Source organism: Streptomyces sp. NBC_00536, from assembly GCF_036346295.1.
Classification (GTDB): domain Bacteria; phylum Actinomycetota; class Actinomycetes; order Streptomycetales; family Streptomycetaceae; genus Streptomyces.
Window position 1 is genome coordinate 5418710 of sequence record NZ_CP107819.1, and the last position, 21757, is coordinate 5440466.

The window sequence follows — 21757 nt, forward strand, 5'->3', positions numbered from 1 at the left end:
CCCGCAGCATGACCGCCCCCGGCCCACGGCGCGGAAAGTTGTCCACAGGCCAACCCGATTCGGCATATGAGATGACGAGAGGGAGGGGGAGGGGAGGCGGAGAGGAGGCGGAGAAGAGGCGGAGAGAAGGGGGAGAGGAGGGGGAACCGTGAACCGATCACGTTCGAACCCCCGAGGGGCGGGACTTCCGCCCTGGCCACCCGGTACGGTCGTGCCGTGCCCGCCGATCCACCGCACCGCGCCGTCGAAGTCCGCCGGAGCGCGCGCCGCCGAAGGACCGTCTCCGCCTACCGCGAGGGTGACCGGACGGTCGTGCTCATCCCTGCCCGGATGTCCGAGGCCGAGGAGCAGCGCTGGGTGGGCGTGATGCTCGACAAGCTCGCCGCGCAGGAGAACAAACGGACCCTCGGGGACGCGGAACTCACCGAACGCGCCGCGCGTCTGTCCGAGCAGTACTTCGGCGGCCGCGCGCGCCCCAGCTCGGTCCGCTGGGTCACCAACCAGAACACCCGCTGGGGCTCCTGCACCCCCGCCGAGGGCAGCATCCGGCTGTCCCACCGCCTCCAGGGCATGCCGGAGTACGTGCTGGACTACGTGCTGCTGCACGAGCTGGCCCACCTGCTGGTCCCGGGGCACGGCCCGGGCTTCTGGCAGCTGCTGGAGGCGTATCCCCGTACCGAGCGGGCGCGCGGATATCTCGAAGGAGTGGTCGCGGCGGAGCGGCTCCCCAAGGTCCCGGCCGCGCGCGAGGAATGAGCCCCGCTCTCGGCCCTGGTCGTCACCGGTCATCCCCGCTCGTCCCCTGCGTTGTGATCCGTCCGTGATGTGTACCGGCTCGGTACCGGCTTGGTTCGATGTCGGCGGGAGCCGTTAGCCTGACGGGCACGCATTCATCGTCGGGATGGGGGACGGTCGTTACGTATGGCCAGGGAATTCCAGCGCGGCCACAAGGCCAAGATCAGTGATCTCACCGCGGGCACCGATCTGTACGTGGGTGTGCAGATCGCCGGGCCCGGGCTGACCTTCGACATCAGCTGCTTCGGCCTCGACGCCGAAGAGCGGCTGTCGGACGACCGCTACTTCATCTTCTTCAACCAGCCCACATCGCCCGAGGAGTCCATCCGGCTCCTCGGCGAACAGGCCGGCGACAGCGAGTCCTTCCGGGTGACCCTGGACCGCGTCCCGGCGGGCATCCACAAGCTGTCCTTCACGGCGACGATCGACGGCGCGGGCCAGATGTCGCAGGTGGGACCGGGCTACATCCGGGTCGTCGCGGGCGGCGAGGAAGTGGTCCGCTACTCCTTCACGGGCGCGGAGTTCAGCACCGAACGCGCCGTGATGCTCGGCGACTTCTACCTCAAGGACGTGTGGCGCTTCGCCGCCGTCGGCCAGGGTTTCGACGGCGGCCTGGAAGCGCTGCTGAAGAACTTCGGCGGCGAGGTCATGGAAGAGGAGGCTCCGGCTCCGCAGCAGCAGGCCCAGCAGCAGGTCCCGCAGCAGGCCGCCGCCGCGCCCTCGTTCGCGCCCCCGGCCTTCGCCGCGCCGCCCGCCGCCCCCGCCCCGCCGCAGCCGCAGTACCAACAGCCGCCGCAGCCGCAGTACCAGCAGCCGCAGGCGCCGCAGCACGCCCAGCCGCAGCACACGCCGCCCCCGGCCCCCGCGCCGTACGCCGCACCGCCGCAGCCCGCCCCCTCCCTGCACGCCGCCCCGACCATGGTCGGGCCCCTCGCGCCGGCCGCGCCCGGCCCGTACGGCCAGCCCGTGCACCCGCCGCAGCCGCCGCCGAACCCGTCGTACGGGCACCACATCCCGGGTCAGGCCCCCGGCGGGTACCCGCCCCCGCCCGCCCCGGCCGGTCCCTACGGCCAGCCGCCGCAGCCCTCGTACGGGCACCAGGTCCCGGGCCAGGTCCCGGGCGGGTACCCGCCGCCCGGCGCGCCCGGAGCCCCGTACGGCCAGCAGCCCGGCATGCCCGCGCAGACGCCCGCCGCCCCCGGTCTGACCTCCGCCCTCCAGATCTACAAGGAGGCCCCGACCGGCGCCCGCTGGACCCCGCAGAACCACCAGCTCATGCGCGTCGACCTGGGCATCGGCGGCCAGCCCGTCCTCGCCCGCCAGGGCAGCATGGTGCTGTACCAGGGCAAGGTGGACTTCAGTTACAAGGGCGCGGGCTTCGCGGGCCGCATCGTCGGCAACGCCACCGGCCAGGAGATGCAGCTCATGCGCTGCAGCGGCCGCGGCCAGGTCTTCCTCGCCGAGAACGGCACCCACCTGCACGCCATCGAGCTGCAGGGCGACGGGATCTGCGTCTCGGCCGAGAGCGTGCTCGCCTTCGACGAATCCCTCCAGCACGAGGTCCGCCGGATCGAGGGCCACGGCATCCCCGGCGGCGCCCTGTTCACCATGCAGTTCCAGGGCTCCGGCACGGTCGTCGTCAAGACGCACGGCACCCCCGTGGTGCTGCCGGTCACCCCGACGACCTTCGCCGACAGCAATGCGATCGTCGCCTGGTCCGCGGGCGCCCAGGTGGTCATTTCCAGCCAGGTCCGGCTGCGGCGCAACGCCTACCCCGGCCACAGCGGGGAGACCGTGAACCTCCAGTTCCGGGGCGCCCCCGGAAACTTCATCATCGTCCAGCCCTACGAGGTCTGAGGGAGCCCGTCATGAACGCAATGAACGCCATGAACCCGCAGCTCGCGGGCTATGCCCCGACCCCCGTCGCGGCCCGCATGGAGAACCACGGGCGCGCCATGCTCAAGGTCGCCATGCAGAGCGGCCACGACCTCTTCGCGCGCACCGGCTCGATGGTCGCCTACGAGGGCTTCGTCCAGTACGAGCCCAACCCGCCCGCCGTGCGCCAGATGGCCTCGCAGTGGCTGACGGGCGAGGGTGCGCCGCTGATGAAGTGCACCGGCGACGGCCTGCTCTACCTCGCCGACTACGGCGCGGACGTCGTCGTCATCAACCTCAACAACGACGCCCTCTCCGTCAACGGCACCAACCTGCTCGCCTTCGACGCCCACCTCAACTGGGGCGTCGAGCGGGTCAAGGGGCTGGCCAAGTTCGCGGGCCAGGGCCTGTTCAACGTACAGATCTCCGGCACCGGCTGGGTCGCCCTGACCTCGCGCGGCACCCCGATCGTGGTCGACTGCGGCCGCGGCGAGGACGAGACGTACGTCGACCCGGACGCGCTCGTCGCCTGGTCGCCGAACCTCAAGGTCAAGGGCAAGCGCAGCTTCAAGGCCTCGTCGATGATCGGCCGCGGCAGCGGGGAGGCCTTCCAGATGGCCTTCTCCGGCCAGGGCATCGTCGTCGTACAGCCGAGCGAGGACAGCACCGACCGGCTCCGGGCCCGGGGCTGAGGGGGAGCGGACACATCATGCAGAGCGCACTTTTCGGCCACTCCGAGGCACAGTCCCAGGAGCGGTACGTCGTCCAGAACCCGCAGATGCTGCGGGTCTCCCTCACCGGCCAGGACGACGTCCTCGCCCGCAAGGGCTCGATGGTCGCCTACCAGGGACTGATCGACTTCGACGGCGAATACCAGAGCACCAACCAGCAGAGCGCCCGCGCCCGCACCGGTGAGGGCCTCGACCTCATGCGCTGCTCCGGGCAGGGGACGGTGTACTTCGCCAACCTCGCCCAGGACGTGCACGTGGTGGAGGTCGACCAGGACGGTCTGACCGTGGACAGCAGCTATGTCCTCGCCCTCGACTCCACCCTGCACGCAGAGGCCATCGCGGTCGACAGCCAGTACGGCATCTCCGGCTCGGGGAAGTACCAGCTCAACATCACCGGCCGCGGCAAGGTCGCCCTGATGACCTCGGGGCAGCCGCTGATGCTGCGGATCACGCCCGACAAGTACGTCAATGTCGACGCGGACGCCATCGTCGCCTGGTCCACCTCACTGCGCGTGCAGATGCAGGCCCAGACGCACTCCACCGGCGTGTGGCGGCGCCGCGGCAACACCGGCGAGGGCTGGGAGCTGAGCTTCCTCGGCCAGGGCTTCGCGCTGGTGCAGCCGAGCGAGCTGCTCCCGCCGCAGAACGCACAGCTGGGCCAGGGCCTCGCCGCGCAGTACGGCATGGGCCAGCAGGGCGCGCACGCGCAGAACCAGAACAACGCCTGGAACTGACGCCCGGCAGGACGGCGCGGGGGCGGGCGCGGACCCTTGAGGTCCGTGCCCGCCCCCGTTTCCGCCCGCCCCCTTTTTCCGTACGCGGTCGGCGTCAGAGCCGCGCCCGGGTCGCCTCCAGCAGCCGCACCACCGAGTCGTCCGCGACCGCGGCCACCTCGTCGTAGGCGAACCAGCGCAGGTCCAGCGACTCGTCGCTGATCGCCGCCTCCGCGCCGGCCGGGGCCAGCGCGGCGTACTGCACGTCCAGGTGCCAGTTGCAGGGCGCCGGAATGGGGTGCCGGTCCAGCCGCACCGGGCCCCCGGGCAGCAGCGTCAGCCCGGTCTCGATGCCGGACTCCTCGCGGGCCTCGCGCAGCGCGGCGTCCACGAGCGTGCGGTCATCGCTCTCGCAGTGCCCGCCCATCTGCAACCACATGCCGAGCTTCTTGTGCAGGGTCAGCAGTACCCGGCCGCGCACCGGGTCGATCACCAGCGCGCTGGCGGTGACGTGCCCGGCCTCGCACGGCTTCCACATCCCGTCCGCATGGGCGGCCAGGTGCTCCAGGTACACCTCGCGGAGCGCGGCCTGCTCGCCCTGGCCGTCGTACTCCTTCAGGACGCGGACCGCGTCGTCGTACAGGCTCACTTGGTGTCGTCGCCGTCCTGGTCACGGCGGTCCTGTTCAGGCTTCTGGGCAGCGGCTTCGCCGAGCATCTTGTCGATCTCGGAGAAGTCCAGCTGCTCGCGGTGCACGAAACCGTCCGGGTCGTCCAGGTCGGAGGCCGTCGGCAGCATGTCCGGGTGCTCCCACAGCCCGTCGCGCCCGTCCACGCCGCGCGCGTCCGTGAGCGAGGCCCACAGCCGCGAGGCGTCCCGCAGCCGGCGCGGACGCAGCTCCAGACCGATCAGGGTCGCGAAGGTCTGCTCCGCCGGACCGCCCGAGGCACGGCGTCTGCGCAGGGTCTCGCGCAGCGCGTCCGCCGAGGTCAGACGGGGCTTGGCGGCCTCGTGGACCACCGCGTCCACCCAGCCCTCGACCAGCGCGAGCGCGGTCTCCAGCCGGGCCAGCGCCGCCTTCTGCTCGGGGGTGTCCTGCGGCTGGAACATGCCGCCCTGGAGCGCTTCCTGCAGCTGCTCCGGGTTCGACGGGTCGAGCTGGCCGACCACGTCCTCCAGCTTCGAGGTGTCGACCTTGATGCCGCGCGCATACCCCTCGACCGCGCCGAACAGGTGCGAGCGCAGCCACGGCACGTGCGCGAAGAGCCGCTGGTGGGCGGCCTCGCGCAGGGCGAGGTAGAGGCGCACCTCGTCCGAGGGGACGCCCAGGTCCTTGCCGAAGGCCTCCACGTTCAGCGGCAGCAGCGCCGCCTTGCCCGCCGGGCCCAGCGGCAGCCCGATGTCGGTGGAGCCGACGACCTCGCCCGCGAGGGTGCCCACGGCCTGGCCGATCTGCTGGCCGAACATGGCGCCGCCCATGGAGCGCATCATGCCGAGCAGCGGGCCCGCCATGGCCTGCATCTCCTCGGGCAGTACGTCGCCCATGGCCGCGCCGACCCGCTCGGCGACCGGGTCGACCAGTTCCTTCCACACCGGCAGGGTCGCCTCGACCCACTCGGCACGGCTCCAGGCCACGGCCGTGGTGGCGCCCGAGGGCAGCGAGGTGACGGAGTCCAGCCAGTGGTCGGCCAGCCGCACGGCCTCCTCGACGGCCGCCTTCTCGGCCGTGCCGACGCTGGCGTCCTTGACACCGTCGGCGGTGCCCTGGGCGACGGTCTGACGGGCGATGTCCTTGGCCATGTCCCAGTTCACGGGACCGCCCTCATAGCTGAGCATCTGCCCGAGCTGCTGGAAGGCGGCGCCCAGGTCGTTCGGGTTCATCGAACCGAACATCGCGGCGAAGGGATTGTCCGCGCCGCCGGGGCCACCGGCGCCCGGCAGTCCGGCCCCGGGGAACCCGAACGGATTCGCCGGGCCGCCCTGACCGCCCTGATTGCCCTTCTTCTTGCCCTCGTCGCCGTTGTCCGGCTCCTCCGGCGGAAGGCCGAATCCGAATGGGGTGTCGCTCACGGGTTTCCTCGGCTCGTAGGGCCGCCGGCGGGAGCCGACGGGCAATGGTCCGACAACACCACCCAGCGTAGACACCACAGCCGCATCCGGGCTCGGTGCTCCGCCGACTCCTGGGCTGCGGCAGGATGGACATCACCTGGTAGGTACGCGTCAGGACGCTCACCTACTGAAGACAACCGCTGGAGACGCCCGGTGAGTTCCCCTGATCCGCAGGTTCGAGAGCCGCACGGCGACGAAAACCGCCCTGACCACGGCGACAGCCCCGACGGCGTTCGCCAGCCGCGAAACCCGTCGGTACGGGGCCCCGTCGTCGCCGTGACCGGCGCCGCGGCGGGGGTCGGCGCCGCCCTGGTCGCCCGGCTCGCCGCCTCGGACGAGGTCAAGCAGGTCGTCGCGATCGACGAGCGGCGCGGTGACTGCGCGGCCGCGCAGTGGCACGTCCTGGACGTACGGGACCCCGCGATCGCCGAGAAGCTGCGCGGCGCGGACGTCGTCGTCCACCTCGCGCTCGACCTCGACCTGGAGACCGACCCGGCGGCCCGTACGGCGTACAACGTGCGCGGGACCCAGACCGTGCTCACCGCCGCCGCGGCGGCCGGGGTGCACCGGGTCGTGCTCTGCACCTCCGCGATGGTCTACGGCGCCCTCCCGGACAACGACATCCCGCTGACCGAGGACTCCGAGCTGCGGGCCACCGCCGAGGCCACCGGCGTCGGCGACCTGCTGGAGATCGAACGCCTCGGCCGCCGGGCGCCGCGCGCGCACCCCGGACTCAACGTCACGGTGGTCCGCCCCGCCGTGCTCGTCGGCGGTACGGACACCGCGCTGACCCGGTACTTCGAGTCGCCGCGGCTGCTCGTGGTCGCCGGATCCCGGCCGACCTGGCAGTTCTGCCACGTCGAGGACCTGGTCAGCGCCCTGGAGTACGCGGCGCTGGAGAAGGTCGAGGGCGAGCTGGCCGTCGGCTGCGAGGGCTGGCTGGAGCAGGAGGAGGTCGAGGAGCTCAGCGGGATCCGCCGGATGGAGCTGCCGTCCGCCGTCGCGCTCGGCGCCGCCGCCCGGCTGCACCGCATCGGGCTGACCCCGTCCCCGGCCGGGGACCTGGCCTACACGATGCACCCGTGGGTGGTCAGCGTCAGCCGGCTGCACGCGGCGGGCTGGCGGCCCCGGTGGACCAACGAGGAGGTCCTGGCCGAGCTGCTCCAGGAAGTGGCCGGGCGGCACACGGTGGCCGGGCGGCGGCTGGGGCGCAAGGACGCGACGGCCGCGGGTGCCGCCGGTGCGACGGTGGCCCTGCTGGGCGCCGCCGCCGTCGTCCGCGCGGCCCGCCGCCGCCGAGGCCTCTGACCCACCCCGGGCCCTCAATCGCCGGGCGGGCTGGATGTGCCCTGCGGGCCCCGCCACCCCCGGCCTCGCCGCCGGAGGCAGCGGTCCCGCCGCGTGGTCTGCGCTGTCCGTCGTGGGCCGGCTGCGGCCGGTGTCGCCTCCGGCGGGCCCTCAATCGCCGGGCGGGCTGGATTTGGCGGGCCCGGGAAGGCCGGGCGGGCCGAATGTGGCCAACCTCAGCCTCGCCGGCGTTTGAGGCGCCGCCGGAGGCAGCGGCTCCGCCGCGTGTTCTGGGCTGTCCGTTGTGGGCCGGCTGCGGCCGGTGTCGCCTCCGGCGGGCCCTCAAACGCCGGGCAGGCTGGGTTTGGCGGGTCCGGGAAGGCCGGGCGGGCCGGATGTGGCCAACTTCAGCCTCGCCGGCGTTTGAGGCGCCGCCGGAGGCAGTGGTGGCCCCCAGTGGGGCGGGGATCGGCCCGGTTCTGTAGGAGGCTCCATACGTGGGGGGCGTACGCCCGGTCGAATCGGGTATTCCGCGATGTGAGAACCGTGGTGCACGATGAGGGCATGGCTCCGCACTTCGACCACCCCGGCGAGCAGGCCGCCCCGGACCCGATCCGGCTGCTCGCGATCCGCGACACCCCGCTCTCGCTCGACGAGGTCTTCCAGGCCGTCGGCGACGACGCGACGGGCGGCACCGCGCTTTTCGTCGGCACCGTGCGCGACCACGACGGCGGGGCGGACGTCGACGCCCTCGGCTACTCCTGCCACCCGACGGCCGAGGCCGAGATGCGCCGGGTCGCCGAGCGCGTCGTGGCCAAGTACCCGGTCCGCGCCCTGGCCGCCGTCCACCGCGTCGGCGACCTCCGCGTCGGCGACCTGGCCGTGGTGGTCGCCGTGTCGTGCCCGCACCGGGGCGAGGCCTTCGAGGCGTGCCGGATGCTGATCGACGACCTCAAGCACGAGGTGCCGATCTGGAAGCACCAGACCTTCGCGGACGGCACCGAGGAGTGGGTCGGCGCCTGCTGAGTGGGGGGCGTGAGTGGGGGGCGACAGCACCCGAACGGACGCGCAACACGCCCTCGATTTGCGTAACCCCGCCCCGGGCACGAGCGTTGGAGCAACAAACCACTCGCTCTCGGGGTAAGGAGCACGCACATGGGTTCTCTGGCGTGGTTGCTGATTCCGCTTTTCGCCGCCATCGGCGCAGCGATATGGGGAAGCTGGGCGGCCCGCGACCGCACCTCCGGCGACATATCCGAACTCGCCGGCTACGCACGATTCCGCGAGGTCATGGACACCAGCCGGGCCGACAAGGCCAAGGCGCATTCCGGTTCCGACGCCGTCTGACGCGTCCCGCGAATGGCACCGGCTGACACCCACCCCGTACGGACCGGCCCCACGGGCCGCCCCACAGGGCCGTCACGTACTGTCGATCCATGCCACGCCGCACTGCGACGATGCTCGCGTCCACCCTCATGCTGTTCGCGCTGCTCTGCGCCGGAGTGTTCATCAAGGTTCCGTACTCCGAGATGAGCCCCGGCCCGACGGTGAACACCCTCGGTGACTCGCGCGGTGAGCCGGTCCTGAACATCTCGGGCCGCAAGACCTACGCGACCAGTGGCCACCTCAACATGACCACGGTCCGGGTGACCGGCGCGGACTACGACATGAACCTGCTGGAAGCGGTCTACGGCTGGGTGGCCCACGACAACATCGTGGTGCCGCACGAGAACCTGTACCCGCACGGCAAGACGGACAAGGAATCGACGCAGGAGAACGCGGAGGAGTTCAGCCAGTCGCAGGAGAGCGCCAAGGTGGCCGCCCTCAAGCAGCTCGGCATCCCCTTCACCTCCCGCGTGAACGTCGCGACCGTGGTCAAGAACAGCCCCGCCGAGGGCAAGCTGCACGCCGGTGACGTGATCGTCGCCGTGGACGGCGCCCCGGTGAAGGACCCCTCCGACGTCGCCAAGCTGGTCACGAAGCACAAGGCGGGCGAGAAGGTCGAGTTCACCGTCATCCCCGCGGCGGAGGCGGCCGAAGCGAAGAAGGCCGGGCGCGACCCGGCCGGCGCGCAGAAGGTCGAGATCACCACCGCGAAGGACAAGGAGGACGGGCACGCGCTCGTCGGCATCCGGGCCGGGACCGACCACACCTTCCCGTTCCGCATGGACATCAACCTCGCCGACGTCGGCGGGCCCAGCGCGGGCCTGATGTTCTCCCTCGGCATCGTCGACAAGCTGACGCCCCAGGACCTGACCGGCGGAAAGTTCGTCGCGGGCACCGGAACCATCGACGACACCGGTACGGTCGGCCCGATCGGCGGCATCGAGATGAAGACCATCGGCGCCCGCCAGGCCGGCGCCGAGTACTTCCTGACCCCGGCCGAGAACTGCGCCGCCGCGGCCAAGGACGTACCGGACGGCCTCACCCTCGTGAAGGTCTCCACCATCGGCGACGCGGTGCAGGCGCTGGAGAAGATCAGCAAGGGGGACAAGGCCGGACTGCCGCACTGCGGCGCGTCCTGACCCCGTCCCCGCGCGGCCGGGGGCCCGCCGTCAGGAGAAGGTCGCGGCCAGTGCCTCGGCCAGACCCGGCACCAGGCTGGCCCCGGTCAGCACCTCGCTCGCCGCGTCCTTCTCGCGCAGCCGCACGGCCGACTCGCGCGACCCGTCGCGCAGGACGCCCACGGTGAGGCGCACCTCCTGCCGCTCCGGGTGCCCGGCGACCCACTTGGCGAGCTGCTTGTCGGTCAGGTCGGACGGTACGGCGGCCTCCGCGGACGGCGGCAGCATCAGCCGCTCCACCGTCAGCGCGCAGCCGACGACCGAATCGGGCCAGGCGAGCGTGCCCAGGAACTTGTCCAGGGCCATGCCCTTGGGCAGTTCGTCCTGCTCGATCGGGGTGAGCTGGATCTTGCCCGCGTCGTCCTGGTCGAGGCCGAGCTGACGGGCGAGGCGGGGTTCCTGCTTGCGCAGCCGGGCGGTGTCGACCAGGGCGAAGAGCCGGGCGGGCCGGTCCCAGCCCAGGCCGGCGGCGTATTCGTCGATCTCCAGCACGGCGCGGGTCAGCGGGCTGGCCGCCATCGGGGTGCCGGGGGAGGGGGAAAGGTTGGACATGGACAACATCCTGCCTCCTTTCGACGCGATACCGGGAACTGACTAAAGCCTCAGTAAGTTGCATGAGTGGGCTCTACCATCGGGGGCCCCTGCTCTTGAAAACTTTCCAGTTACACACGACACACAGCGACTTTCGAGGTGCGCACCTTGGCTTTCCAGATGCCGGACCGCGGCGGAGGCCCCTCCGGGCCACGGATGAGAGTCGGCCGCCCCTCCCGGCGTGCCCGGACTCTCCTGATGACCCTGGGCGTCCTGGCCGTCCTGGCCATGGCCTTCATCATGTTCGCGGGCTTCTGGACCGACTGGCTCTGGTTCCGCTCCGTCCACTACTCCACCGTCTTCACCACCACGCTCTGGACCAAGGTCGGCCTCTTCGCCGTCTTCGGCCTGATCATGGCGGGTGCCGTCGGCTTCAACATCTGGCTGGCGCACCGGCTGCGGCCGCCGCTCAGCGCGATGTCGATGGAGCAGCAGAGCCTCGACCGCTACCGGATGAGCGTCGCGCCGTTCAAGAAGTGGCTGCTCCTGGGCATCGCGGTGCTCGTCGGGCTGATCGCGGGCGCGTCGGCGGCGGGCCAGTGGAAGACCTGGCTGATGTATGTGAACGGGGTGCCCTTCGGGCAGAAGGACCCCCAGTTCCACATGGACGTGTCGTTCTACACCTTCGACCTGCCCTGGTACCGCTTCCTGCTCGGCTTCGGCTTCGCGGCCGCCGTGCTGTCGCTGATCGCCGCGGCCATCGTGCACTACCTGTACGGCGGCCTGCGCGTCACCAGCCCGGGCGCCCGCGCGACCGCCGCGGCCACCGGTCACCTCTCGGTGCTGCTCGGCCTCTTCGTCTCGCTCAAGGCCGTGGCCTACTGGCTCGACCGGTACGGCCTCGCCGTGAAGTCCAGCGACTTCAAGGCCGCGGACAACTGGACCGGCCTGCGCTACGTCGACGCCAACGCCTACCTGCCGGCCAAGACCATCCTCTTCTGCATCGCCGCGATCTGCGCCGCGCTGTTCTTCGCGACGCTGTGGCGCCGCACCTGGCAGCTGCCGGTGATCGGCTTCGGCCTGATGGTGCTCTCGGCCATCCTGATCGGCGGGCTCTACCCGGCGATCGTGCAGAAGTTCCAGGTCCAGCCGAACGAGCAGGCCAAGGAGTCGCCGTACGTCGCCAAGAACATCAAGGCGACGCGTGACGCCTACGGAATCGCCGATTCCGACGTGAAGGACTACGCGGGCGTGCCCGTAGCCGGCACGGACAAGGCGAAGCTGCGCCAGGCGGCCGACACCACCGCCAGCATCCGCCTCCTCGACCCCAACATCGTCTCCCCGGCCTTCCAGCAGCTCCAGCAGGTCAAGGGCTACTACGCCTTCCCGTCCACGCTCAACGTGGACCGGTACAGCGGCCAGGACACGGTCATCGGTCTGCGCGAGCTGAACATCGGCGGCATCCCGAAGAACAACTGGATCAACGACCACTTCAAGTACACGCACGGGTACGGCGTGGTCGCGGCCAAGGGCACCACCGCCAAGGACGGCGCCCCCGACTTCACCCAGTCCGACCTGCCCTCCAAGGGGATGTTCGGCACGGACTTCGAGCAGCGCATCTACTACGGCGAGCAGACGAAGCAGTACTCGATCGTCGGCGGGCCGCAGAAGGAGCTGGACTACTCGGACGACAAGGGCGAGAAGGAGACCAGCTACCAGGGCGACAGCGGGGTCAACCTCGACAACCCGGTCAACCGGGCGGCGTACGCACTCGCCTTCAGCGAGCCGCAGATCATGTACTCCGGCGCCATCGGCAAGGGTTCGCGGATCCTGTACAACCGCACCCCCAAGGAGCGGGTCGAGGCCGTCGCCCCCTGGCTGACCATCGACGGCGCGCCCTACCCGGCGGTCGTCAAGGGCCGGGTCGTCTGGATCGTCGACGCCTACACGACGACCAACGGCTACCCCTACGCCTCGCGCACCACGCTGGGCGACACCACCGCGGACTCGCTGACGAACAGCCAGCGCGCGGTGGTGGCCCAGGAGAACCAGGTCAACTACATCCGGAACTCGGTGAAGGCCACCGTCGACGCCTACGACGGCAAGGTCAGCCTGTTCCAGTGGGACACCGAGGACCCCGTCCTCAAGACCTGGATGAAGGCGTTCCCGGGAACGGTCAAGGAGAAGAGCGAGATCTCCAAGGACCTGATGGCGCACCTGCGCTACCCGCAGGACCTCTTCAAGGTCCAGCGCGAGCTGCTGACGCGGTACCACGTCACCGACCCGCAGACCTTCCTCAGCGGCAGCGAGGCCTGGGCGGTCCCGGACGACCCGACGACCAAGGGCACGGCGGTCCCGCCGTACTACCTGTCGATGAAGATGCCGGACCAGCCCGAGAAGGACCAGGTCTTCTCGCTCACGACGACGTTCACGCCGAACGAGCGGGACAACCTGAGCGCCTTCATGGCGGTCAACGCCGATCCGGGCACTCCGGACTACGGCAAGATCCGGATCCTGAAGATGCCGACCAGCAAGCCGGTCGACGGTCCCAAGCAGGTCCAGAGCAAGTTCAACTCCGAACCCAAGATCGCCGAGTCCATCCGGCTGCTGCGCGGTGGTGACTCGGAGGTCGAGTACGGGAACCTGCTCGCGGTTCCGCTCGACGGCGGCATGCTCTACGTCGAGCCGGTGTACGTGCGCAGTTCCGGGCTCAAGTACCCGCTGCTGCGCAAGGTCCTGGTGACCTACGGGAACCAGACGGCTTTCGAGGACACCCTGGACAAGGCGCTCAGCGTGGTCTTCGGCGCGGAGGCGGCGACCCCGCCCACGACGCCGAACCAGCCGCCGCCGGGCGACGGCACCACCAAGCCGCCCGCCAGCCAGGACCCGACGGTCAAGGCGGCGCTCGCCGATGCCTCGAAGGCCTTCGACGACGCCGACAAGGCCATGAAGGCCGGCGACTGGACGGCGTACGGCAAGGCGCAGGCCGACCTGTCGGCGGCGCTGAAGCGTGCGGTCGAGGCCGAGAGCAAGCTGACGACACCGGCCGCACCGGGCGGTTAGCCGCCCGGCGATCAAGGATGAGGGGTTCCGTTCCGCGTCGTGGTACTGTGGTTTTACCGACGCGGGGTGGAGCAGCTCGGTAGCTCGCTGGGCTCATAACCCAGAGGTCGCAGGTTCAAATCCTGTCCCCGCTACTGAAGACGAAGGCCCGGATCCATGGGATCCGGGCCTTCGTCATGCCCGATCCGCGGTCGCACCGCGGCGACCCGTGCCCGCGGCATACGCGGGACACGCCACGCGGTAGCTGGGGTGGGTGAGTTGGGGCGGGAGCGTGTTTGACTTGTCCCACTGCGGGCAAGTCGACAAAGCGCTGTAGTGACCTCTAGTGACCTCACTGGCTGCGACATACCAGGTGTACGCGGGTAGCAGGTGATGCGACGATGGGATTTATGGGGGACAGGTCAACTCTGCTGGAGACAGGGCGGTTTGTGAGGGCGGAGGCCGAAACGGGCACAGGAGCCGGTGAACCGGCCGCAGTGGTGAGCGCCGACCCCGCACGGACCGATGCGGACCGGCGGAACACGTACCGCACCGACGAGGTCTTCGACGGAGCCGAGGCCGACGCGGCGAGCGATGCCGAGCTGGAAGCCCGGCACCGCGGCGCCGCCGACAAGGGCGACCCCGGCGCCATGAGCGTGCTCGGGGCGCTGCTGCTGCGCCGCGGCGACCTCGCCGGAGCCGAGCCGTACCTGCGCGGAGCCACCGCCGCGGGAGACCGCGCGGCCGCCAACAACCTCGGCGTCCTCCTCCACCAGCGCGGCTACCCCGAGGACGCGGCCGGCTGGTGGCGGGTCGCCGCCGTCGCCGGATCCGCGCCCGCCGCCCACGCGCTGGGCCGGCACTACCGCGAGCGGGGCGACGAGCCCGCCGCCGAGTACTGGCTGCGCCAGGCGGCGGAATCCGGCCACGCCCTCGGCGCCTACGGCCTCGCCGACCTGCTGGAGCACCGCGGGGACGGCGGAGCCGAGCGCTGGCTGCGCGCCGCCGCCGAACAGGGACACCGCGAGGCCGCCTACCGGCTCGCCCGGCTGCTGCGCCGCCGCGAGCCCGCCGAGGCCGAGCAGTGGTACCGCCAGTCCGCCGCGCGCGGGCACCGGCGCGCCGCGCTGCACCTGGGCGCCCTGCTGGAGGCGCGCGGGGAGCTGAAGGAGGCCGGCCGCTGGTACCTCAGCTCCGCCAAGCAGGGCGAGGCGCGGGCCGCCTGCGCCCTCGGCTTCCTGCTGCGCGACGCCGGGGACGAGGACAGCGCCGTCACCTGGTGGCTCCGGGCCGCCCAGGACGGCGACGGCAACGCCGCCAACGCGCTGGGCGCGCTGCACGCCGCCCGCGGGGAGACCCAGACGGCGGAGCGCTGGTACCGGGCCGCCATGGACGCGGGCGACCAGAACGGGGCGTACAACCTCGCCCTGCTGTGCGCGGCGCAGGACCGGACCGCGCAGGCCGAGCAGTGGTACCGCCGCGCCGCCTATGCCGGGCACCGCGAGGCGGCCAACGCGCTCGCCATCCTGCTGCTCCAGGTCGGGGACGCGGCCGGAGCCGAGCCGTGGTTCTCCAAGGCGGCCGAGGCGGGCAGTGTGGACGCCGCCTTCAACCTGGGCATCCTCTTCGCCAGCCGCGACGACGACCGTACGGCGCTCAAGTGGTACGAGCGGGCGGCCTCGGCCGGTCACACGGACGCGGCCCTGCAGGTCGGCATCGCCCTGGTCCGCGACGGCGAGGAGCGCGCGGCCGAGCGGCACCTGCGCTGCGCGGCGGGCGGCGGCAGCGCCGAGGCCGCGTTCCGGCTGGCCGCGCTGCTGGAATCGCTGGCTCCGCCGCCGGAGCCGGTGGCGCTGGGCGAGCCGGTCGGCGGGGCGCCGAAGTCCGAGAGCGAGGAGTGGTACGAGCGGGCGGCCGAGGAGGGCCACCGCCGGGCCCAGGTCCGGGTGGGCATGCTGGCCGCCGGGCGCGGTGACATGGCGGCGGCGGCGCGCTGGTACCGGGAGGCGGCGGAAGCCGGTTCCCGCAACGGTGCCTTCAACCTCGGGGTGCTGCTGGCCCGCGAGGGCAGCGAGCCCGAGGCCGCCCTGTGGTGGACCCGGGCCGCGGTGGCGGGGCACGGGCGCGCGGCGCTGCGGCTGGGGCTGTTCGCCGCGCGGCACGGGGACCTGGCCGAGGGGCAGAAGTGGTGCGCGCGGGCCATGGAGCTGGGCCCGGCGGAGGTCTCCGAGCGGGCCGCGCGCCTGCGGGAGGCGCTGGCCGAGGAGCTGTCCGCCTAGTGATTTGCTCCTGCAGGTGACCTTCGCGTAGAGTCAGGTTTACCGACGCGGGGTGGAGCAGCTCGGTAGCTCGCTGGGCTCATAACCCAGAGGTCGCAGGTTCAAATCCTGTCCCCGCTACTGAATGACCGAAGGCCCGGATCCCCTGGATCCGGGCCTTCGGTCGTTTCCGTCTGCGCAGGGTGCAAAAAGAAGAGCCCATGGAGAAGGGCCGGGGTCGTGACCCCGGCCCTTCATCCGTACGTGCCGCCGGAGGCGCTACGCGCCCGCGCAGTTCGGGCAGATGCCCCGGTAGGTCACCTCGACCGCCGAGACGGCGAAGCCGAAGCGCTCGGTGTCGGGCAGGTCGGCGAGCGGGTTGCCCGCCGGGAAGACGTCGCGGATCGCGCCGCACTGGGCGCAGACCAGGTGCTGGTGGGGGCGGTGCGCGTTGGGGTCGTAGCGCTTGGCGCGCCGGTGGTCCGTGGACACCTCCAGGACTTCACCCAGAGTGACGAGTTCGCCCAGCGTGTTGTAGACCGTCGCCCGGGAAATCTCCGGGAGTTTGGCCACGGCACGCGAGTGCACCTCGTCCGCCGTCAGGTGAACGTGGTCACCATCGAGCACCTCGGCCACGACGCGCCGCTGGGCCGTCATGCGCCAGCCGCGTCCACGAAGTCTCTCCAGCAGGTCACTCATAGACGCCAGCCTAACAGCGAGGTGACTCGGTGTAGATCCCGAATCAGTGTGGACTTGGATGCTTACTTGACTTAGACAAAGTCCATCGTAGGATCGGTCACGGCAAACGCCAAGGACAGGACTTGCAGGAAATGACGCAGGAGGCGCACGTGACGCAGGGACCGCTCACCACGGAGGCCGGGGCTCCGGTCGCCGACAACCAGAACAGCGAGACCGCGGGCGTCGGCGGCCCCGTCCTGGTTCAGGACCAGCTGCTGCTCGAAAAGCTCGCGCACTTCAACCGTGAGCGCATCCCGGAGCGCGTCGTGCACGCCCGTGGCGCCGGCGCCTACGGCACCTTCACGCTCACCCGTGACGTCTCGCAGTGGACCCGGGCGAAGTTCCTGTCCGAGGTCGGCAAGCAGACCGAGACCTTCCTGCGCTTCTCCACCGTCGCGGGCAACCTCGGCAGCGCCGACGCGGTGCGCGACCCCCGCGGCTGGGCGCTGAAGTTCTACACCGAAGAGGGCAACTACGACCTCGTCGGCAACAACACCCCGGTGTTCTTCATCAAGGACGCCATCAAGTTCCCGGACTTCATCCACACCCAGAAGCGCGACCCGTACACGGGCTCGCAGGAGGCCGACAACGTCTGGGACTTCTGGGGCCTGTCGCCCGAGTCGACCCACCAGGTGACCTGGCTGTTCGGTGACCGCGGCATTCCGGCGTCCTACCGCCACATGAACGGCTACGGCTCGCACACGTTCCAGTGGAACAACGAGGCCGGCGAGGTCTTCTGGGTCAAGTACCACTTCAAGACCGACCAGGGCATCAAGAACCTCACCCAGGCCGAGGCCAACGTCCTCGCGGGCGAGGACCCGGACTCGCACCAGCGCGACCTGCGCGAGTCGATCGAGCGCGGCGACTTCCCGGCCTGGACCGTGCAGGTCCAGATCATGCCCGCGGCCGAGGCGGCGGAGTACCGCTTCAACCCGTTCGACCTCACGAAGGTGTGGCCGCACGAGGACTACCCGCCGATCGAGATCGGCAAGCTGGAGCTCAACCGCAACCCGGAGAACGTCTTCGCCGAGGTCGAGCAGTCCATCTTCTCCCCGGCGCACTTCGTCCCCGGTATCGGTCCGTCCCCGGACAAGATGCTCCAGGGCCGTCTCTTCGGCTACGGCGACGCCCACCGCTACCGCGTCGGCATCAACGCCGACCACCTGCCGGTGAACCGCCCGCACGCCACCGAGGCGCGCACCAACTCCCGTGACGGCCACCTGTACGACGGCCGCCACAAGGGTGCGAAGAACTACGAGCCGAACAGCTTCGGCGGCCCGAACCAGACGGACCGCCCGCTGTGGCAGCCGATCGACGTGACCGGTGGCACGGGCAACCACGCCGCCGCGGTGCACAGCGAGGACACGGACTTCGTCCAGGCGGGCAACCTGTACCGCCTGTACTCGGAGGACGAGAAGTCCCGTCTGATCGAGAACCTGGCCGGCTTCATCGCCAAGGTCTCCCGTGACGACATCGCCGAGCGCGCGATCAACAACTTCCGCCAGGCGGACGGCGACTTCGGCAAGCGGCTGGAGGCCGCGGTCCAGGCCCTTCGCGGCTGACCGGATCGCTTGTCGTGAGCCGACGGGCCGGAACCCCCACGGGGGTTCCGGCCCGTCGGCTTTCGGTGCATTTCCGTGTGTTTCGGCGCGTCTCAGCGCAAGGGGGACGGCGAGGGCAGGATCGTACGCCGCTGCGGCAGCCAGCACCGGATGATGTCGCGCACGGACACGATGCCCACCGGGCCGCCGTCCTCCAGCACGATCAGATGCCGGAAGCCGCCGCGGACCATGGCCTCGGCGGCTTCGTTGAGCGTGGCGTCCGGAGTGCAGAACACCACGTCGGTGGTGGCGTGCGCGCTCAGGATCTCGCGGTCGGGATCGTGTCCCGCGCCGATCGAGTTGAGGATGTCACGTTCGGTCAGGATGCCGATGCCGCTGTGTTCCGGATCGAGGACGACCGCCGCGCCGACGTGCCGGCCGGACATCAGGCACGCGGCCTGCCGGAGGGTGTGGGTGGGACCGAGAGTGAGGATCAGGGTGCTCATGGCGTCACGGACAAGCATCATGAAGACAGCCACCTCCTAGGAGTGAGACCCCCCGCCCGGTCGCGAACTCGGTTCACAAACCCACAAGCGGAGGAGCCCCAGATTCCCATGGACACGGAGTGTCATCAAGAGGGCGCACTCAGTCGCGCGGGCGCAAGTACCCGAGCAGCTCATCGTGCAATACGCCATTGGACGCCGCCGCGTTCCCGCCGTGCACCCCGTCGACCCCGTCCAGGCCGGTGAATCGGCCCCCGGCCTCCTGCACGACGATCGCGTTCGCCGCCATGTCCCACAGGGACAGCTCCGGCTCCGCACAGATGTCCACCGCGCCCTCGGCCACGAGCATGTACGGCCAGAAGTCCCCGTACGCCCGGGTCCGCCACACCGCGCGGGTCAGGTCCAGGAAACCGGGCAGCAGCCCGCGCTCCTCCCAGCCGCCCAGCGAGGCGTAGGAGAAGGAGGCGTCCGCCAGGGCGCCCACCTTGGAGACCCCGATCCGGGTCGCGTCCGACGGCCCGCGTCCCGTGTACGCGCCCCCGCCCTCGGCGGCCCACCAGCGGCGGCCCAGCGCGGGCGCCGACACCACGCCGACCACCGGCCGCCAGGTGCCGTCCGCGCCCTCCACCATCAGGGAGATCAGCGTGGCCCACACCGGGACCCCGCGCACGTAGTTCTTCGTCCCGTCGATGGGGTCGACGACCCAGCGCCGCGGGCCCGTGCCCTCGACCCCGTACTCCTCGCCGAGGATCGCGTCGTCGGGCCGCGCGGCCAGGATGCCCGCGCGGATCAGCTCCTCCGCGGCCTTGTCGGCCTCGCTCACCGGAGTCATGTCGGGCTTGGTCTCGACCTTCAGGTCAAGGGCCTGGAAGCGGGCCATCGTGGCCACGTCGGCGGCGTCGGCAAGCTCGTGGGCAAGGCGCAGATCATCGTCATACTCGGGCATGGCCGAACAGTATCGAGATCGGATCGGCCGGACCAACGGTGTCCACGATCAGGCCTGATGACGGCCGACGGCCACTCTTGACAGGGCCTCCGCACGCGTCAACCCTGGCGGACAGACGAGCGGAGGCGAAGATGCCGTTGGCGCGGGAGTCCTTGCTGGAAGCGGCGGGAGCGGCCCTCGCGGCGCGCCCGTGGCCCGTGGTGCGGATGGTCGAGGTGGCCGCCGCGGCCGGGGTGTCCCGGCAGACCCTCTACAACGAGTTCGGCGGCAAGGACGGCCTCGGCCGGGCCCTGGTCCGCCGCGAGACAGACCGCTACCTCGCCGGAGTGGACCGCGTCCTCGGCGCCGAGGAGGGCGCCCGCGAGCGGATGGCGGAGCTGGCGGACTGGACCGTACGGACGGCCCGCGCGCACCCGCTGTTACGGGCGCTGCTCACCGGCTGCTGGGACGCCCGGCTCCCGCTGCTCGTGCCCGGGCCGCGCCCGGAGGAACTCACCCGGGCGGTCCGCGACCGGGCGGCCGCCGCACTGGCACCGGGGGAGTGGAGCCCGTACCGCTGCGAGCTGGTCGTCCGCCTCGCCCTGTCCTACGTGGTCGCGCCCGCGGGGGACTCCCCGATGGGGGACCTGCTCGGGCTGGGACTCAGTGCGTCGAACCGGACAGCTGGAGACCGATGACGCCGAGGATGACCAGGGAGATCGAGACGAGCTTGAGGGTGGAGACCAGGTCGCCCAGGAAGATCATGCCGTAGATGGCGGTGCCGGCCGCGCCGATGCCCGTCCAGACCGCGTAGGCCGGGCCGATATCGAGCTTCTTCAGGGCCAGGGTGAGCAGACCGAAGCTGCCCAGCGCGAAGCACGCGAAGGCGATGGTCGGCCACAGTCGGGTGAACCCGTGGGACAGCTTGAGGCAGACCGCGAAACCGGTCTCCAGGATTCCCGCGACCACGACGAGCAGCCACGCCATCGAATGCCTCCCCGCGCTGGTGCGGCCCGGCTCAGGCCGGCGCCACTTGGTGCGATTATGCATTTACCAGACATGACCACCGGCAAACCCCGCCGGACGATCAACCACGATCAAGCACGGTCGGCCACCGCCGGTCGGCCGCCGGTCAGTCGCCCTCGCGGCGCTCCCGCGTCTGCAGCAGCCGCCGCAGCGAATACAGCCGCGCCGGATCCGCGTGACCGTCCTCCACCCAGCGGTCCAGCGCACAGTCCGCCTCGTCGTGACTGCACGCGCGCGGGCAGCCCTCGGTCCCCGGCACCAGCTCCGGGAAGGCCAGGATCACCCGGGACGGATCCACGTGGTGCAGGCCGAAGGAGCGCACGCCCGGGGTGTCGATGACCCAGCCGTCCCCGCCCGGCAGCGGCAGCGCGAGCGCCGAGGTGGTGGTGTGCCGGCCGCGGCCGGTCACCGCGTTCACCACACCGGTGGCGCGCTGGCGGCCCTCGGCGACCAGCGAGTTCACCAGGGTGGTCTTGCCGACGCCCGAATGGCCGACGAAGGCGGTGATCCGCCCGTTCAGCCGCTCGCGCACCCGCTCGGCCGCGTCCCCGGTCGCCAGCTCCTCGCGGTTGGTCACCACGTAGTTCAGCCCGAAGGTGGAGTAGATCTCCAGGATCTTGTCCGCCGAGGTCAGGTCGGACTTCGTGAGCACCAGCAGGGGTTCGAGCCCCGCGTCGTACGCCGCCACGAGACAGCGGTCGATCATCCGGGGCCGCGGCTCCGGGTCGGCCAGCGCGGTCACGATGGCCAGCTGGTCGGCATTGGCGACGACCACCCGCTCGTACGGATCGTCGTCGTCGGCGGTGCGGCGCAGCACCGACTTGCGCTCCTCGATGCGCACGATCCGCGCCAGGGTGTCCTTCTTGCCCGTCAGGTCACCGACGATCCAGACCCGGTCGCCGACCACCGCGGCCTTGCGGCCCAGTTCGCGGGACTTCATCGCGTGGATCGTGCGGCCGTCGACCAGGCAGGTCAGCCGGCCCCGGTCCACGGTGAGGACGAAACCCTCGGCGGCGTCCTCGTGCTTGGGGCGGATGTTGGTCCGCGGCCGGTTGCCCTTGGGGTTGGGCCGCTGGCGGATGTCGTCCTCGTCGGTGTTCTTGCCGTACCTGCGCATGA

Annotated in this window: 20 protein-coding genes and 2 tRNA genes; 14 read left to right on the plus strand and 8 right to left on the minus strand. The window is 71.1% G+C overall.

Annotation, left to right across the window (positions count from 1 at the left end; translation table 11 throughout):
* Window positions 1–216 precede the first annotated feature (216 nt).
* From OHS33_RS24195 to OHS33_RS24210, 4 genes are all read left to right on the plus strand, one after another.
* Window positions 217–756, plus strand: coding sequence for a M48 metallopeptidase family protein (locus OHS33_RS24195; RefSeq protein ID WP_330332506.1), 540 nt, complete (start codon window positions 217–219; stop codon window positions 754–756).
* A 165-nt stretch (window positions 757–921) separates the two neighbouring features.
* Window positions 922–2652, plus strand: a complete 1731-nt coding sequence (locus OHS33_RS24200; RefSeq protein ID WP_330332507.1) for a TerD family protein — start codon at window positions 922–924, stop codon at window positions 2650–2652.
* A gap of 29 nt (window positions 2653–2681) precedes the next feature.
* Entirely contained in the window at window positions 2682–3362 is a 681-nt protein-coding gene (locus tag OHS33_RS24205) for an AIM24 family protein (RefSeq protein ID WP_330335177.1), read from the plus strand.
* A gap of 17 nt (window positions 3363–3379) precedes the next feature.
* Window positions 3380–4135 carry an AIM24 family protein gene (locus tag OHS33_RS24210; protein ID WP_330332508.1) on the plus strand — a complete coding sequence of 252 codons (756 nt, stop codon included), beginning with the start codon at window positions 3380–3382 and terminating at the stop codon, window positions 4133–4135.
* Between the two features lie 94 nt (window positions 4136–4229).
* Here the strand turns inward: OHS33_RS24210 and OHS33_RS24215 are convergent, their stop codons facing one another.
* Window positions 4230–4763, minus strand: coding sequence for an NUDIX hydrolase (locus tag OHS33_RS24215; protein ID WP_330332509.1), 534 nt, complete (start codon window positions 4761–4763; stop codon window positions 4230–4232).
* Window positions 4760–6184: a zinc-dependent metalloprotease gene (locus OHS33_RS24220; protein ID WP_330332510.1), complete on the minus strand. Its 1425-nt coding sequence runs from the start codon at window positions 6182–6184 to the stop codon at window positions 4760–4762. The genes OHS33_RS24215 and OHS33_RS24220 overlap by 4 nt, the downstream gene beginning before the upstream one ends.
* 192 nt (window positions 6185–6376) lie before the next feature.
* Here OHS33_RS24220 and OHS33_RS24225 point away from each other — a divergent pair, with 192 nt between their 5' ends.
* The 4 genes from OHS33_RS24225 to OHS33_RS24240 all read left to right on the plus strand — a co-directional run bounded on the left by OHS33_RS24225 (window position 6377) and on the right by OHS33_RS24240 (window position 10035).
* On the plus strand, window positions 6377–7531 hold the full coding sequence (locus OHS33_RS24225) for an SDR family oxidoreductase (RefSeq protein ID WP_330332511.1): 1155 nt from the start codon (window positions 6377–6379) through the stop codon (window positions 7529–7531).
* Between the two features lie 543 nt (window positions 7532–8074).
* Window positions 8075–8536, plus strand: coding sequence for a molybdenum cofactor biosynthesis protein MoaE (locus tag OHS33_RS24230; protein ID WP_330332512.1), 462 nt, complete (start codon window positions 8075–8077; stop codon window positions 8534–8536).
* Window positions 8537–8665: 129 nt separating this feature from the next.
* Window positions 8666–8857, plus strand: coding sequence for a hypothetical protein (locus tag OHS33_RS24235; RefSeq protein WP_330332513.1), 192 nt, complete (start codon window positions 8666–8668; stop codon window positions 8855–8857).
* A gap of 89 nt (window positions 8858–8946) precedes the next feature.
* The gene (locus tag OHS33_RS24240; protein ID WP_330332514.1) at window positions 8947–10035 is read left to right on the plus strand and encodes a YlbL family protein; all 1089 of its coding nucleotides are present in this window, start codon (window positions 8947–8949) and stop codon (window positions 10033–10035) included.
* A gap of 30 nt (window positions 10036–10065) precedes the next feature.
* On the opposite strand, the gene OHS33_RS24245 is transcribed toward OHS33_RS24240, so the two are convergent.
* Complete coding sequence (locus tag OHS33_RS24245; protein ID WP_330332515.1) at window positions 10066–10635, minus strand: PPA1309 family protein; 570 nt, start codon at window positions 10633–10635, stop codon at window positions 10066–10068.
* Window positions 10636–10785: 150 nt separating this feature from the next.
* Between OHS33_RS24245 and OHS33_RS24250 the strand changes: the two genes are divergently transcribed.
* The 4 genes from OHS33_RS24250 (at window position 10786) to OHS33_RS24265 (ending at window position 16046) form a co-directional block, all read left to right on the plus strand.
* A complete protein-coding gene (locus OHS33_RS24250; protein ID WP_330335178.1) occupies window positions 10786–13668 on the plus strand; it encodes a UPF0182 family membrane protein in 2883 nt (960 codons plus the stop codon).
* Window positions 13669–13728: 60 nt separating this feature from the next.
* A tRNA-Met gene (locus OHS33_RS24255) sits at window positions 13729–13802 on the plus strand.
* Window positions 13803–14048: 246 nt separating this feature from the next.
* The gene (locus tag OHS33_RS24260) at window positions 14049–15926 is read left to right on the plus strand and encodes a tetratricopeptide repeat protein (protein WP_330332516.1); all 1878 of its coding nucleotides are present in this window, start codon (window positions 14049–14051) and stop codon (window positions 15924–15926) included.
* 46 nt (window positions 15927–15972) lie between these two features.
* A tRNA-Met gene (locus tag OHS33_RS24265) sits at window positions 15973–16046 on the plus strand.
* A 138-nt stretch (window positions 16047–16184) separates the two neighbouring features.
* Here the strand turns inward: OHS33_RS24265 and OHS33_RS24270 are convergent.
* Window positions 16185–16604 (minus strand): Fur family transcriptional regulator, encoded by a 420-nt coding sequence (locus OHS33_RS24270; protein ID WP_330332517.1) that lies wholly within the window; start codon window positions 16602–16604, stop codon window positions 16185–16187.
* A 131-nt stretch (window positions 16605–16735) separates the two neighbouring features.
* On the opposite strand from OHS33_RS24270, the gene OHS33_RS24275 reads away from it, so the two are divergent.
* Window positions 16736–18205: a catalase gene (locus OHS33_RS24275; RefSeq protein WP_330335179.1), complete on the plus strand. Its 1470-nt coding sequence runs from the start codon at window positions 16736–16738 to the stop codon at window positions 18203–18205.
* A 92-nt stretch (window positions 18206–18297) separates the two neighbouring features.
* Here OHS33_RS24275 and OHS33_RS24280 read toward each other — a convergent pair whose 3' ends face one another.
* Window positions 18298–18708 carry a CBS domain-containing protein gene (locus OHS33_RS24280; protein ID WP_330335180.1) on the minus strand — a complete coding sequence of 137 codons (411 nt, stop codon included), beginning with the start codon at window positions 18706–18708 and terminating at the stop codon, window positions 18298–18300.
* Window positions 18709–18829: 121 nt separating this feature from the next.
* Entirely contained in the window at window positions 18830–19633 is an 804-nt protein-coding gene (gene hisN, locus OHS33_RS24285; protein WP_330332518.1) for a histidinol-phosphatase, read from the minus strand.
* A gap of 131 nt (window positions 19634–19764) precedes the next feature.
* Here hisN and OHS33_RS24290 point away from each other — a divergent pair, with 131 nt between their 5' ends.
* Window positions 19765–20310 (plus strand): TetR/AcrR family transcriptional regulator, encoded by a 546-nt coding sequence (locus OHS33_RS24290; RefSeq protein WP_330332519.1) that lies wholly within the window; start codon window positions 19765–19767, stop codon window positions 20308–20310.
* Here OHS33_RS24290 and OHS33_RS24295 read toward each other — a convergent pair.
* Window positions 20276–20599 carry a DMT family transporter gene (locus OHS33_RS24295; protein ID WP_330332520.1) on the minus strand — a complete coding sequence of 108 codons (324 nt, stop codon included), beginning with the start codon at window positions 20597–20599 and terminating at the stop codon, window positions 20276–20278. The genes OHS33_RS24290 and OHS33_RS24295 overlap by 35 nt on opposite strands.
* A gap of 145 nt (window positions 20600–20744) precedes the next feature.
* Entirely contained in the window at window positions 20745–21755 is a 1011-nt protein-coding gene (gene rsgA / locus OHS33_RS24300) for a ribosome small subunit-dependent GTPase A (RefSeq protein WP_330332521.1), read from the minus strand.
* Window positions 21756–21757: the final 2 nt, after the last annotated feature.

Bases quoted from the DNA above. Each gene is read 5' to 3' on its own strand.
- OHS33_RS24260 (WP_330332516.1), top strand. From the start codon at position 14,049: ATGGGATTTATGGGGGACAGGTCAACTCTGCTGGAGACAGGGCGGTTT.
- OHS33_RS24270 (WP_330332517.1), bottom strand. From the start codon at position 16,604: ATGAGTGACCTGCTGGAGAGACTTCGTGGACGCGGCTGGCGCATGACG.
- OHS33_RS24290 (WP_330332519.1), top strand. From the start codon at position 19,765: ATGCCGTTGGCGCGGGAGTCCTTGCTGGAAGCGGCGGGAGCGGCCCTC.
- OHS33_RS24235 (WP_330332513.1), top strand. From the start codon at position 8,666: ATGGGTTCTCTGGCGTGGTTGCTGATTCCGCTTTTCGCCGCCATCGGC.
- OHS33_RS24240 (WP_330332514.1), top strand. From the start codon at position 8,947: ATGCCACGCCGCACTGCGACGATGCTCGCGTCCACCCTCATGCTGTTC.
- OHS33_RS24200 (WP_330332507.1), top strand. From the start codon at position 922: ATGGCCAGGGAATTCCAGCGCGGCCACAAGGCCAAGATCAGTGATCTC.
- OHS33_RS24245 (WP_330332515.1), bottom strand. From the start codon at position 10,635: ATGTTGTCCATGTCCAACCTTTCCCCCTCCCCCGGCACCCCGATGGCG.
- OHS33_RS24280 (WP_330335180.1), bottom strand. From the start codon at position 18,708: ATGCTTGTCCGTGACGCCATGAGCACCCTGATCCTCACTCTCGGTCCC.
- OHS33_RS24205 (WP_330335177.1), top strand. From the start codon at position 2,682: ATGAACCCGCAGCTCGCGGGCTATGCCCCGACCCCCGTCGCGGCCCGC.
- OHS33_RS24250 (WP_330335178.1), top strand. From the start codon at position 10,786: ATGCCGGACCGCGGCGGAGGCCCCTCCGGGCCACGGATGAGAGTCGGC.
- OHS33_RS24210 (WP_330332508.1), top strand. From the start codon at position 3,380: ATGCAGAGCGCACTTTTCGGCCACTCCGAGGCACAGTCCCAGGAGCGG.
- rsgA (WP_330332521.1), bottom strand. From the start codon at position 21,755: ATGCGCAGGTACGGCAAGAACACCGACGAGGACGACATCCGCCAGCGG.
- hisN (WP_330332518.1), bottom strand. From the start codon at position 19,633: ATGCCCGAGTATGACGATGATCTGCGCCTTGCCCACGAGCTTGCCGAC.
- OHS33_RS24230 (WP_330332512.1), top strand. From the start codon at position 8,075: ATGGCTCCGCACTTCGACCACCCCGGCGAGCAGGCCGCCCCGGACCCG.
- OHS33_RS24295 (WP_330332520.1), bottom strand. From the start codon at position 20,599: ATGGCGTGGCTGCTCGTCGTGGTCGCGGGAATCCTGGAGACCGGTTTC.
- OHS33_RS24275 (WP_330335179.1), top strand. From the start codon at position 16,736: ATGACGCAGGAGGCGCACGTGACGCAGGGACCGCTCACCACGGAGGCC.